This is a genomic window from Streptococcus sp. F0442 (genome assembly GCF_000314795.2).
Classification (GTDB): Bacteria; Bacillota; Bacilli; order Lactobacillales; family Streptococcaceae; genus Streptococcus.
Genome location: NZ_KB373314.1, coordinates 828466 through 841988, shown reverse-complemented (window position 1 = coordinate 841988; position 13523 = coordinate 828466). Strand labels below are relative to the sequence as shown.

Genomic DNA, 13523 nt, shown 5'->3' with positions numbered 1-13523 from the left:
ATAATTGAGAGGCTAGGACTTTTGTCCCAGCCTCTTTTGTTTCTTACATGGTTTTATCTTTATCACGCACCACTAGTAAGTCTACTTTAGCATGGCGAAGGATGTATTCTGAGGAGGAACCGACCATGAGACGTTCGAATGCATTGAGTCCGGTAGCCCCGACCATTATGAGGTCAACCCCTTCTTTACTTGGGATATCATTGGCCAAGAGGACCTTTGGATTTCCCATCTCTACAACAGTCGCAATATTTTGAACGCCGACTTTTTCGGCACGTTCCTTGTAGCCTTTGAGCAACTCCTTGGCTTCTTCTTGCAATTCTTCATACACTTCAGCATCAAAAGTTGAGACGCTTTGCAGGGCACGGGTATCGATGACGTGAACAATGGTCAATTTAGAGCCATTACGAAGAGAAACATTGACCCCTTTTTCAAATGCCAATTCTGCTTCATGAGAGCCGTCGACAGCGACCATAATGTTTTCATATTTTTGAGACATAATCCTACCTCCTGATAGCTTGAAAACATGGATAGAATAGAAGGTACTTCCATTCCCTATACACTTATATTTTATCTCTTTTTAGCTGGAATGTAAAGGTAAAGTCTAGCTTTTTCTATCTTATTTCTGAGGAATTTTTAAAGTTCTCAGTTTGTACTCTATTTGAACTAGTGGTATAATAGAGATAATTTCGTGAATCGAGGCAGAATATGAAAGAATATAATAAATCAAGCAAACTCGAACATGTCGCTTATGATATTCGTGGTCCAGTTTTGGAAGAAGCTATGCGCATGCGAGCAAATGGGGAAAAGATTCTCCGTTTAAATACAGGGAACCCAGCTGAGTTTGGTTTTACAGCACCAGATGAAGTGATCCATGATTTGATTATGAATGCGCGTGATAGTGAAGGCTATTCGGATTCGAAAGGGATTTTTTCAGCCCGCAAGGCTATTATGCAGTACTGCCAGTTAAAGAAAATTCCCAATGTGGATATCGAAGATATTTACGTCGGCAATGGAGTGAGTGAGCTGATCGTGATGTCCATGCAAGGGCTGCTCGACAATGGCGATGAGGTCTTGATTCCGATGCCAGACTATCCTCTTTGGACAGCAGCAGTCAGTCTAGCTGGTGGGAATGCAGTCCATTACCTTTGTGATGAAGAGGCAAATTGGTATCCAGATATTGAGGATATCAAGTCGAAAATTACCTCAAATACAAAAGCCATCGTTGTGATCAATCCTAACAACCCAACTGGGGCTCTCTATCCAGATGAGATTCTACTTGAGATTGTTGAGATCGCTCGTCAAAACAACTTGATCATCTTTGCGGATGAAATTTATGACCGCTTGGTGATGGATGGTGAAAAACACACGGCTATCGCGAGTCTAGCACCGGATCTCTTCTGTGTGAGTATGAATGGTTTGTCAAAATCTCACCGGATTGCAGGTTTTCGTGTTGGTTGGATGGTTCTATCTGGACCCAAGCATCATGTGAAGGGCTATATTGAAGGCTTGAATATGTTGTCCAATATGCGTCTTTGTTCAAACGTCTTGGCTCAACAAGTTGTTCAAACCTCCCTTGGAGGCTACCAATCTGTAGATGAACTCTTGCTTCCAGGTGGACGAATCTACGAGCAACGTAACTTTATCTACAAAGCCATCAATGAGATTCCTGGTCTCTCAGCAGTCAAACCAAAAGCCGGTCTCTATATCTTCCCTAAGATCGATCGGGAAATGTACCGGATCGATGATGATGAGCAATTTGTTTTAGAGTTCTTGAAACAAGAAAAAATTCTCTTGGTTCATGGACGCGGATTTAACTGGAAGGACCCAGATCACTTCCGGATCGTTTACCTACCACGTGTAGATGAATTGGCTCAAATTCAAGAAAAAATGACCCGCTTCTTGAAACAATATAGACGCTAATCAAACCGAAGGATTGAAGAGGAAGATCTTCAATCTTTTTTGATCTATTCTATAAAATTGATGTTATCTCCTTGACATTTTTCTGAATTGCGCATAATTGTAGAAAAAATAAATAATTTTCAGATAATTTGATTGAATTTCCTCCGCTTATATGATATACTTTAGCTGACTATATGCGAGGTTTATTATGGCAAACTTATTAGATAAAACACGTAAAATTACATCTATCTTGAAACGAACGGATGAGCAGTTACAAGTCGAGATGCCTTACAATGATATTGCCCAGCAATTGGCAGATATCATTCACTGTAATGCCTGTATCATTAATAGCAAGGGAACGCTGCTTGGTTATTTCATGCGTTATAAGACCAACAATGACCGGGTAGAAGCCTTTTTTGAAAATAAAAAGTTGCCGGAAGATTACGCTAAGGCAGCGAGTTTGGTCTATGATACGGAAGCCAACCTTCCAATCGAGCATGATTTGACCGTCTTTCCGGTAGAGACCAAGTCTGAATTTCCTGATGGCTTAACGACCATTGCTCCTATCCACGTATCTGGGATTCGTTTGGGATCTTTGATTATCTGGCGCAATGATAAAGAGTTTGACGATGATGATTTGATCCTGGTTGAGATTGCCAGTACCGTAGTTGGGATTCAAATGTTGAACTTCCAACGAGAGGAAGACGAGAAAAACATTCGTCGCCGGACAGCGGTCAATATGGCTGTTAATACCTTGTCTTACTCTGAACTGCGGGCGGTTTCTGCCATCCTTGGGGAATTGAAGGGGAATGAAGGACAGTTAACTGCTTCTGTGATTGCGGATCGAATCGGTATTACCCGCTCTGTGATTGTCAATGCGCTTCGGAAATTGGAATCAGCTGGTATTATTGAAAGTCGTTCACTCGGGATGAAGGGAACTTATCTCAAAGTTTTGATCCCAGATATTTTTGAAGAAATTAAGAAAAGAGACTACTAATGAGCAAAGCATTAATTTCGATTGACTACACCGTTGATTTTGTAGCGGATGAAGGTAAGCTAACGGCAGGAGCTCCCGCCCAAGCCATTTCTGAGAGCATTGCCCAGGTGACCCAATTAGCCTTTGATCAAGGAGCCTATGTCTTTTTTGCTATTGATGCGCATGATGTAGACGATTCTTTTCATCCTGAAAGCAAGCTCTTCCCACCCCATAATATCATTGGGACTAGTGGACGTGATTTGTACGGCCCTTTAGCAGATTTTTATCAGGAGCACAAAGCGGATCCACGCGTCTTTTGGATGGACAAACGTCATTATTCTGCTTTTTCAGGGACGGATCTAGATATCCGCCTTCGTGAACGTCATGTGGATACCGTTATTTTGACGGGTGTCTTGACCGATATCTGTGTCCTTCATACAGCGGTTGATGCCTACAATCTGGGTTATCAGATCGAAGTGGTGGAGCCTGCAGTGGCGTCGCTTACTCCTGAAAATCACCAGTTTGCTTTGAATCACTTCAAGCATGTCTTAGGGGCAAGTTTGGTGGACGATACACTAGCTGTATTAGACAAAAAATAAGAAACCGATGTAAAAGAGGTCATAGACACTTGTCTAGGCCTCTTTTTTGGGGCTTAGAAATTGTTTTCCTCACTTGAAAATGGTATTCTAATGAAAGAAAAAAGGGGAAGTTATGAGTAAAAAAGCTGTCGTGTTTTCAGCCAATCTATCTTATATGGAGAAGTTGGAAACCGCTATGAAGTCACTGTGTGCCCATCAGGACCAGTTGAAAATGTATGTCTTAAATGAAGATCTACCAACTGAGTGGTTTGCTATCATGAATCAGCGCTTGCGCCAGTTGGATTCAGAAGTGATCAATTGTCGGATGTCTCCCGAGCAATTCCAGTCCTTTTCGCTTCCAAGTAACCATATTCACTATGCAACCTATTTCCGTTACGCTATTCCAGAGATTGTGGAAGAAGAGCGAATCCTCTATCTGGATTGTGATATGATCTTTACACAGGATTTATCGCCTTTATTTGAGGTCGATCTAAAAGGTTATGGACTGGGTGCAGTGGTCGATAAGCCGACGACGACAGATGGTTTTAATGCTGGACTTTTGGTGATTGATAAGGCTTGGTGGCAAGAGCACCAAGTGACAGAGGCCCTCTTTGACCTCACCAAGGAGCACCATCAGCAGGTCTATGGAGATCAAGGGATTTTAAATCTGTATTTCAAAGATGCTTGGTATCCATTACCTTGGACCTATAATCTACAAGTAGGGTCTGATAAGGATCAATATCTTTATGGTGATTTGGACTGGTATGATGCCTTCCAAGGGGTTCCAGCAGTCGTTCACTACACCTCTCATAATAAACCATGGACCTCCAAACGCTTCAATCGTTTTCGTGAATTATGGTGGTTTTATTATGCCCTCTCTTGGGAGGAAATTTTGCTTCGAAAACCGATTTTGAAGCAAACCTATCAAGATCTAGTGGGAACTTTTCCTTATCATGCAGCCATTTATACCCATACAGCTGATATCCATGAGTTAGAGACTCTGTTAAAAGAGCTACCAGATGTCACGATTCATGTTCTTGCTCATAGTCATTTTGGCTTTAACTTGGTGCAATTGGAACGCTACCCCAACCTCTTTCTATACCCTTCCTTTGATCCCTTGACTAGTCGAAAGGTTATAGAAAAATTAGATTTCTATTTGGATATCAATCCCTATGGTGAGGTTGATCAAATCACGCAAATACTCAGCCAACAAGGCATCCCAATTTTTTCTTTTGAGGGAACCAATCATGTAGAAAATGGGGAGAACCAAGTGTTTGCTGATGACCAGGTGCAGGAGATGGTGGCAGCGATTCGCGATTATTTAAAGAAAAGGGAGGACAATCATGGAAGCAAATGAAGTCGTCAGTATCATTATTCCCATCTATAATGTAGAAGCTTATTTGAGGCAATGTTTGGAAACCGTTATTCACCAGACCTATCCACATTTGGAAATTATTCTGGTCAATGATGGCTCACCAGACAATTCAGAAGCAATCTGCAAGGAATTTTTTAAACGAGATGCTCGCATTCGCTATATTCGTCAAGAAAATGGTGGCTTATCCGCTGCCCGTAATACAGGGATTGAGTTAGCGACTGGAGATTACATCACCTTTGTTGATCCGGATGACTGGGTGACGGAGGACTATGTAGAGGTGCTTTATGGTCAGCTTCAGAAGTATGATGCGGATGTCTCAGTAGCCAACTATAACCTCTATGATGAGAGTAGTAGCAAATACTTGATTAAGGTAACGGATGCTGATTATTCAGAAACCCTTTATGAGGGGAGAGGGATTTTGGAGCACGATGCCATTCAGGAGACCAGAGATATGGCCTGGGCGTGTGCTATGATGAAGCTCTATAAGCGTAACTTATTTGAAGGGCTTCGTTTTCCGGTCGGAAAAAATGTAGAGGACAACTTCCTTATGTACAAGCTTTTTTTAAAAGCCGAACGAGTGGTTCATACGGAGAAATGTATTTATTGGTATCGTGTTGGCCGTTCAGATACCCTCTCACAAGTCTGGACAGAAAAGCGTGTACTAGATGAGATGGAAGCTAAGCAAGAAAAGTTGGCACTTCTGGGCATGTTGGGCTACGATTTAACCTGGCATCGTTATATATACAAAACGCGCTTGAAACGGGCCCTTGAAAAATTAGAAGAAGCAGGCTTACAAGGATCAGAAACCTATGAGCGCGTGGTGATGAACCTCAACTTCATTGAAAAAAAGGACTAACCATCTATTGATGAGAAAGGATTAGCATGTTCATTATTGCAGCTGAACAGACCCGAGAGCTGAACCATTTGCGAAAATTATTGGATAAACTAGGTCAGCCCTACCGTGTGTTCATCACTAATTTGGAAACGGATTTGGATCAAGAGACGGAGAGTCTTGCGACCTTTTTTACCCAAACAGACCCGGCTTCAAAAATTGGGGAACCACTATTTTTTAATGATCTCTCAGTTCCTGAATTATGGGAATGTTGGACACTTGGGATCACAACCTATCTGTTTGATGGTGAGGAACGTCGTGCCAATATCGTGTTGCGAGAGGACCTTTTGTCGCGAACCGTTGATCGAGTAGAGTGGTTTGGTCAGAAAGAAGAAATCGCATCCATTGATTTTTACAACCGTTATGGCTGGAGAAGTCAGCAAAGCCTTCTCAATGAAGGCGCTCAACCTTATTTAGAGATTTATTTGAATCGTCAACAAGAAGAAGTGCTGCTCCATTTTGTCTTGCAAGGGACCTTTTTGCATCAAACTTCTAAGGGACGAGACCAGTTGTACGCTGATAGAGAAGAGTTGCAGAGAGCCGTTTTGAAACAAGTCTTACCAGAAAAGGAAGCCGTCCTTTTAATGGATCAGAGCTTGCTAGCTTTTGTGAAAGAGTTGCCTAAGGAACGACTTGCCTTGTGTAGAAGTACAGGTGCCGACCTAGAAGGGATCAAAGAGCGGGTTGAGCAGATCCTGGTGCTGGAGGCTGCTCATTTACATGAGAAAAAAGAAGGATACACCAGTCTTTCAGGATTCGTAGACGTGGACCAGGAGAAGTTTCAACCAGAAGCCCTGGTCATGACAGCTTCTCAAGAGGTTGAAGGCTTAGCAGACCTCGTTCACGATTTTCCACAAGTGACCTTTCACATTGCTGCTTTGACAGCTATGGGACCAAAATTAACAGACTTGGATCCTTGTCCCAATGTGCGACTCTATCCGGGAATTTCGATGGAAAACTACGAGGAATTACTAGCGACTTGCTCCCTCTATCTGGATTGCAACCAAGGGGAAGAAGTGATGAACAGTAGTATACGTGCTCTTGAAAATGGGCAAATTTTGCTTGGGTTGCAGAGCACTGTGCACCATGAAGCCTACAAAGAATTGACTACTATTACAGCTTCGGTAGAAGAAATGAAAGCCCGATTAGGAGCATTAGTCCAACATCCAGAGTCCTATGAAGAACTCTTGAGAGAGCAAGTACGAATCTTGCAACTTCCTCAAAAAGAAGCTCTGATGGAGATCTTTAAGCAGTTAGAGGGAGGGAAAGGATGACCGTATATACCTTTAACCTATTAGTGGGGTTTGAGCCTAATGGCGTCGATGTGGCGCAGGCTTCTCGAGCTAGGATGCTCCGCGATTTGGGGGTGGCAGCTAGGTTCATCTTTACAACATGGCCTAGTCCAGAGAAATTAGCTTATTACCTTTCTTTAGGGCACCGGGATGAGGAATTGCTCTTCGCCCATCTAGCTTTTACAGATCAAGAAACGACAGTCCCTCAAAAGACAGTTGGGGCCTTGCAGATGGATTTTCAGTTGACGCGTTTGGATGTTGTTGAAAAAACAGAGAGAGCCATTCGCTATCAATTTGCAGATAACAGCGCTCTGACCTTTCATCTGGATCCCTATCATAAAGACTGTGTCCGCTATGTCGACTATCTTTCTAATGGGAGTACCCTCAAGCGAGAATATTATGGGGCTTGTAAAATTGCTACAGAGTATTTTCAATATGGAAGTGTCGTTAGACGGACCTATCACCATCAAGATGGCCGTATCGCCTTTGAAGAATTGAGGCTAAGCGGAAACTGGCTCTATAAACTAGGGCCTGAGATCCTGACCAGTCATACGGAAGTGATGAGACGTTTTTTGTTAAAACTTTCTCTAAAAGAAGAGGATTTGGTTTTACTTGACCGGGCTTCTCGCATGGATTTTGCCCGCCCTTTGATGGAGAAAGATGATCGTTCCAAGCTAGCCATGGTGTTTCATTCAGAGCACGAATTTGAAAATGGCCAGCTCAACTATGAGTACTATTATGTGTTCAAATATGCCAAACGCTTTGATTACTTTATCACTGCAACGGAGGCACAAAAAGAAGTCTTGGAACAGACACTTGCCAAGCAAGAGTGCGAAAATATTCCAATCTATAGCATTCCAGTGGGCCATTTGGAAGAATTGACAGAATTACCAGGAGATAGACGTCCCTTTAGTGTGATCACAGCTTCCCGCTTGGATCCAAGGAAACGCATCGATTTGGCCATTCGAGTGGTAGCTCAAGCTCATAAACACATACCGGCCCTTCAGTTCGATATTTATGGGAAGGGTGGAGAAGCGGACAACTTACGGCACTTGATTCAGGAGCTTGAAGCGCAAGACTATATTCACCTACGTGGTCATGCAGGTCTCAAGCAGATTTATCCTTACTACCAGGTCTACCTAGCCACTTCTCAGTGGGAAACCTTTGGCTTGACCTTGATGGAGGCGGCTGGAGCGGGTCTAGCCTTGCTTGGCTTTGATGCCCGTTATGGTAATCCGACCTTTATGAAAGAGGGAGAAAATGGCTATCTGGTACCTTATAGTGGGAAGAGACCAGAAGAAGAGTTGGTCAAAGAACTAGCAGACAAGCTGGTGCAACTCTTTAATAGGGACCTAGCACCATTTCATCAGGCTTCTTATGACCTAGCTTCCTGCTACCTCAAAACGAAGGTCCAAGAAGTTTGGAAGCAGATGCTAATAGAGATGGGCCAATTGGACAGAAAAGAAATGTAAAACGAAGAATCTGTAGCGACAAAAAAGTCCTGCAGATTTTTTCTAAGGCAAGCAAATTAGGCTAAATTATGGTAAAATAGAGGGTATTGAAAAATCATCATTTCACGAAAGGAAGCAAGATGAAAATTACGCAAGAAGAGGTAACCCACGTTGCCAATCTTTCAAAATTGAAATTCTCTCCAGAAGAGACAGCTGAGTTTGCGACAACCTTATCTAAGATTGTTGATATGGTGGAATTGTTGGAAGAAGTGGACACAACAGGTGTGGCCCCAACGACAACCATGGCGGATCGTAAGACCGTATTGCGTCCGGATGTCGCTGAAAAAGGCACTGACCGCGACCGTTTGTTTAAAAATGTACCTGAAAAAGACAATTACTACATCAAGGTGCCAGCTATCCTAGAAGATGGAGGAGATGCCTAATGTCATTCAACCATAAAACCATTGAAGAGTTGCACGACCTCCTTGTCTCTAAGGAAATTTCAGCAACGGAATTGACACAAGCGACGCTTGACGATATCAAGGTGCGTGAAGAAGCCGTCAATGCCTTTGTAACGGTGGCCGAAGAAGCTGCCCTTGCACAAGCTAAGGCCATTGATGAAAAAGGAATCGATGCAGACAACCTGCTGTCAGGAATTCCACTCGCTGTCAAAGACAATATCTCAACAGATGGTATCTTGACGACTGCGGCATCAAAAATGCTCTACAACTACGAGCCAATCTTTGATGCGACAGCTGTTGCCAATGCGAAAGCCAAAGATATGATTGTCATCGGGAAGACCAACATGGACGAGTTTGCCATGGGTGGATCTGGTGAAACTTCATACTATGGACCAACCAAGAATGCATGGGACCACAGCAAGGTGCCTGGTGGATCTTCTAGTGGTTCAGCAGCTGCTGTAGCTTCAGGGCAAGTCCGTTTGTCCCTCGGTTCAGATACAGGTGGTTCTATTCGCCAGCCTGCGGCCTTCAACGGAATCGTCGGTCTCAAACCAACTTATGGAACAGTTTCTCGTTTCGGTCTCATTGCCTTTGGTAGCTCACTCGACCAAATTGGACCGTTTGCTCCAACCGTTAAGGAAAATGCGCTCTTGCTCAATGTCATTGCCAGTGCAGATGACAAGGATTCGACTTCTGCACCTGTTCGTGTAGCAGACTTTACTTCTAAAATCGGTCAAGATATTAAAGGTATGAAGATTGCCCTTCCGAAGGAATACCTCGGGGAAGGGATCGACCCAGAAGTCAAAGAAACCATCCTAAACGCTGCTAACCACTTTGAAAAATTGGGAGCAACTGTCGAAGAAGTTAGCCTGCCACATTCTAAATACGGGGTTGCCGTTTACTACATCATTGCTTCTTCAGAAGCCTCTTCAAACTTGCAACGTTTTGATGGGATTCGTTATGGTTTCCGTGCCGAAGATGCTAAAAACTTGGATGATATCTACGTGAACACTCGTAGCCAAGGCTTTGGTGATGAGGTCAAACGTCGGATCATGCTGGGAACCTTTAGTTTGTCATCTGGTTACTACGATGCTTACTACAAGAAAGCTGGTCAAGTCCGGACCCTCATTATCCAAGACTTCGAAAAAGTCTTTGCAGATTACGACCTCATTCTTGGTCCAACAGCTCCAAGTGTGGCCTTTGATTTGGATTCGCTCAATCATGATCCGGTTGCCATGTACTTGGCTGACCTCTTGACCATTCCAGTTAACTTGGCAGGTCTTCCAGGAATTTCAATCCCTGCAGGTTTTGCGCAAGGTCTTCCAGTTGGTTTGCAGTTGATTGGTCCGAAATATTCGGAAGAGACCATCTACCAAGCTGCAGCTGCCTTTGAAGCAACGACGGATTACCACAAGCAACAACCCCTTATTTTCGGAGGTGACAATTAATGAACTTTGAAACAGTCATCGGACTTGAAGTCCACGTTGAATTGAATACAAACTCAAAAATTTTCTCACCAACCTCTGCCCACTTTGGGAACGAGCAAAATGCCAATACCAATGTGATCGACTGGTCTTTCCCAGGGGTGCTTCCTGTCTTGAACAAGGGTGTTGTGGACGCTGGTATTAAGGCTGCTTTGGCCCTGAATATGGATATCCACCAGCACATGCACTTTGACCGTAAGAACTATTTCTACCCTGATAATCCAAAAGCTTACCAAATTTCGCAATTTGATGAGCCTATCGGTTACAATGGGTGGATTGAAGTGCAACTAGAAGACGGCTCAACTAAGAAAATCGGGATTGAACGGGCCCACTTGGAAGAAGATGCTGGTAAGAACACCCATGGAACAGACGGCTTCTCTTATGTAGACCTTAACCGTCAAGGGGTGCCATTGATCGAAATCGTATCTGAAGCAGACATGCGTTCTCCTGAAGAAGCCTACGCTTATTTGACAGCTCTCAAAGAAGTCATCCAATACACAGGTATTTCTGACGTCAAGATGGAAGAAGGATCGATGCGGGTCGATGCCAACATTTCCCTTCGCCCCTACGGTCAAGAGGAATTTGGTACCAAGACGGAGTTGAAAAACTTGAACTCTTTCTCAAACGTCCGTAAAGGTCTTGAATACGAAGTGGAGCGTCAAGCAAAAATTTTGCGTTCAGGTGGGATTATTCGTCAAGAAACACGCCGTTATGATGAGGCCAACAAGAGCACGATTCTTATGCGGGTAAAAGAAGGGGCAGCGGATTACCGTTACTTCCCAGAACCAGACCTTCCCTTGTTTGAAATCTCAGATGAGTGGATCGAAGAAATGCGTACGAAGTTGCCAGAGTTTCCAAAAGACCGTCGTGCTCGCTACGTGGCGGAGCTTGGCTTGTCAGACTATGATGCCAATCAATTGACAGCTACTAAAGTCACATCTGACTTCTTTGAAGCAGCCGTAGCCCTTGGCGGAGACGCTAAACAAGTGTCAAACTGGCTCCAAGGTGAAGTGGCGCAATTCTTGAATGCTGAAGGAAAAACACTAGAAGAAATCCAATTGACACCAGAAAACTTGGTCGAAATGATTGCCATCATCGAAGATGGAACCATCTCATCTAAGATTGCTAAGAAAGTCTTCGTTCACTTAGCGAAAAACGGTGGCGGTGCGCGTGAATACGTCGAAAAAGCTGGATTGGTACAGATTTCAGATCCGGAAGTCTTGATCCCTATCATCCACCAAGTCTTCGCAGACAATGAAGCAGCCGTAGCTGACTTCAAGTCAGGGAAGCGGAATGCGGACAAGGCCTTTACCGGCTTCCTCATGAAAGCAACCAAAGGCCAAGCCAACCCACAAGTAGCCCTCAAGTTACTTGCCCAAGAATTGGCGAAGTTGAAAGAAGAGTAATAGAGAAAAACTAGCCGAGAGGTTGGTTTTTTCTATCCATAAAATTGTGTTAGAATAGGAAAGACCATTACATATCAACTAGCATTAGGAGAAGTTAAATGAACAAATTTTTAAGAGCCTTATTTGTCCTAGTTATCATCGCCATGTCTGGAGCCATTATTTTTCAGCTCTTCTTTCCATCCTATATGGGAAGTCATTCAGGATATGGTGTTTCTGTCGGTTGGCAGCGAGAGATTGGGATTTGGAATGTGGCAGTTCTTGTGATTCTCATTGCTGTCAATCTCAAATATGATTGGTTCTATCTTCGAACGGTACTATTGGCCTTGATCATTGGTGGGCTTGGGATTGGGACCAATCATTTATTTGCTTATCTCAACTATCATTTGCCAGTAAATGCTATTGGAGCTTTTGAAAATTATCTTCTTGTTCTGGGCTGGATTGTCGGTTGGAAATTAGAGTCATCTCGGACCGATAATTAAGATATTAACTGTCTGTTTCTTCTTGACAAAGTTTGTGAAAAGGTTTACAATATGGTTGTCGGGTTTCCTGAAAGGGAATTGCAATTCATGGAAAAATAGGAGAATCATATGGAAACAATGAAAGCTGCTCGCTGGCATGGCAAGAAGGACGTTCGTATCGAGGAAGTGGAAGTCCCTAAAGTACAACCTCATCAAGTAAAGGTTGCGGTCAAATTCACGGGAATCTGTGGAACAGACTTGCATGAATACTTGGATGGGCCAATCTTCATTCCAACAGAAGAGCATGTTTATTCTGGTCAAAAAGCACCCGTTACCCTCGGTCACGAGTTTGCTGGAGAAATTGTTGAGGTTGGAAGCGATGTGACTCGTGTCAAAGTTGGGGATCGTGTGACGATTGAACCAATTTTGGCAAAACATAACTTAATCGGTGACTACAACCTTGATCCAAACTTGAACTTTGTTGGTTTAGCAGCAGATGGTGGTTTTGCGAAGTATTGTGTGCTTGATGGTGATCTTGTGCATGTGATTCCAGATAGCTTGAGCTATGAACAAGCCGCTCTTACAGAACCTGCTGCTGTTGCCGTTTATGCAGTTCGTCAATCTGCTTTGAAAACTGGGGATACAGCCGTTATCTTTGGTTTAGGCCCAATCGGTCTTTTGATTGTTGAAGCCCTTCGTGCAGCAGGAGCATCAAAAATCTATGCGGTTGAATTATCTCCTGAACGCCAAGCGAAAGCGGAAGAATTGGGAGCGATTGTGGTTCGCCCAGAAGAAGGTGAGACAGTCGTCGAAGCCATCCATCGTTTAACAGGTGGTGGAGCAGATGTTTCTTATGAAGTTACTGGGGTTCCAGTTGTTTTAGGTCAAGCCCTTGCAGCTGTTCATAAGGCAGGGGAATGTATGGTCGTATCTATCTGGGAACGTGAAGCCAGCATCAATCCAAATGAATTTGCTATCCAAGAAAAATCTCTCAAAGGAATTATTGCCTACCGTCATATCTTCCCTAAAGTGTTGGAACTGATGGAACAAGGTTATTTCTCTGCTGAGAAATTAGTGACCAAGAAAATTAAATTGGAAAATATCGTTGAAGAAGGATTTGTTGAATTAACACAAGATAAAGCCCAAATCAAGATTTTGGTTGAGCCATAATTCACCATCTAAACGGAATTAGACCAGTCCATGTGGACTGGTTTTTTTATGATCTTCATTGCTTCCAAAAAAGATAAAAGG

General features: G+C 43.4%; 13 protein-coding genes. 12 read left to right on the top strand and 1 reads right to left on the bottom strand.

Annotated elements, in window-relative coordinates; all coding sequences use genetic code 11:
- Positions 1-43: 43 nt before the first annotated feature.
- Positions 44-496 (bottom strand): universal stress protein, encoded by a 453-nt coding sequence (locus HMPREF9186_RS04200; RefSeq protein WP_009731572.1) that lies wholly within the window; start codon positions 494-496, stop codon positions 44-46.
- 209 nt (positions 497-705) lie between these two features.
- On the opposite strand from HMPREF9186_RS04200, the gene HMPREF9186_RS04195 reads away from it, so the two are divergent.
- The 12 genes from HMPREF9186_RS04195 (at position 706) to HMPREF9186_RS04140 (ending at position 13442) form a co-directional block, all read left to right on the top strand.
- Positions 706-1920: a pyridoxal phosphate-dependent aminotransferase gene (locus tag HMPREF9186_RS04195; RefSeq protein WP_009731571.1), complete on the top strand. Its 1215-nt coding sequence runs from the start codon at positions 706-708 to the stop codon at positions 1918-1920.
- 187 nt (positions 1921-2107) lie between these two features.
- Positions 2108-2896 carry a GTP-sensing pleiotropic transcriptional regulator CodY gene (gene codY / locus HMPREF9186_RS04190; protein ID WP_009731570.1) on the top strand — a complete coding sequence of 263 codons (789 nt, stop codon included), beginning with the start codon at positions 2108-2110 and terminating at the stop codon, positions 2894-2896.
- The gene (locus HMPREF9186_RS04185; protein ID WP_009731569.1) at positions 2896-3474 is read left to right on the top strand and encodes a cysteine hydrolase family protein; all 579 of its coding nucleotides are present in this window, start codon (positions 2896-2898) and stop codon (positions 3472-3474) included. Before codY ends, HMPREF9186_RS04185 begins: the two co-directional genes overlap by 1 nt.
- 112 nt (positions 3475-3586) lie before the next feature.
- Positions 3587-4810, top strand: coding sequence for a glycosyltransferase (locus tag HMPREF9186_RS04180; RefSeq protein ID WP_009731568.1), 1224 nt, complete (start codon positions 3587-3589; stop codon positions 4808-4810).
- Positions 4797-5684, top strand: coding sequence for a glycosyltransferase family 2 protein (locus HMPREF9186_RS04175; protein WP_009731567.1), 888 nt, complete (start codon positions 4797-4799; stop codon positions 5682-5684). Before HMPREF9186_RS04180 ends, HMPREF9186_RS04175 begins: the two co-directional genes overlap by 14 nt.
- 26 nt (positions 5685-5710) lie before the next feature.
- Positions 5711-6994 (top strand): hypothetical protein, encoded by a 1284-nt coding sequence (locus tag HMPREF9186_RS04170; protein WP_009731566.1) that lies wholly within the window; start codon positions 5711-5713, stop codon positions 6992-6994.
- Complete coding sequence (locus tag HMPREF9186_RS04165; protein WP_009731565.1) at positions 6991-8484, top strand: glycosyltransferase; 1494 nt, start codon at positions 6991-6993, stop codon at positions 8482-8484. Before HMPREF9186_RS04170 ends, HMPREF9186_RS04165 begins: the two co-directional genes overlap by 4 nt.
- A 119-nt stretch (positions 8485-8603) precedes the next feature.
- Positions 8604-8906: an Asp-tRNA(Asn)/Glu-tRNA(Gln) amidotransferase subunit GatC gene (gene gatC, locus HMPREF9186_RS04160; protein ID WP_002884769.1), complete on the top strand. Its 303-nt coding sequence runs from the start codon at positions 8604-8606 to the stop codon at positions 8904-8906.
- The gene (gene gatA / locus HMPREF9186_RS04155; protein WP_009731564.1) at positions 8906-10372 is read left to right on the top strand and encodes an Asp-tRNA(Asn)/Glu-tRNA(Gln) amidotransferase subunit GatA; all 1467 of its coding nucleotides are present in this window, start codon (positions 8906-8908) and stop codon (positions 10370-10372) included. Before gatC ends, gatA begins: the two co-directional genes overlap by 1 nt.
- Positions 10372-11814, top strand: a complete 1443-nt coding sequence (gatB, locus tag HMPREF9186_RS04150; protein ID WP_009731563.1) for an Asp-tRNA(Asn)/Glu-tRNA(Gln) amidotransferase subunit GatB — start codon at positions 10372-10374, stop codon at positions 11812-11814. Before gatA ends, gatB begins: the two co-directional genes overlap by 1 nt.
- A 98-nt stretch (positions 11815-11912) precedes the next feature.
- Complete coding sequence (locus tag HMPREF9186_RS04145; protein WP_009731562.1) at positions 11913-12293, top strand: hypothetical protein; 381 nt, start codon at positions 11913-11915, stop codon at positions 12291-12293.
- 108 nt (positions 12294-12401) lie between these two features.
- Complete coding sequence (locus HMPREF9186_RS04140) at positions 12402-13442, top strand: 2,3-butanediol dehydrogenase (RefSeq protein ID WP_009731561.1); 1041 nt, start codon at positions 12402-12404, stop codon at positions 13440-13442.
- The last annotated feature ends 81 nt before the right edge of the window (positions 13443-13523 follow it).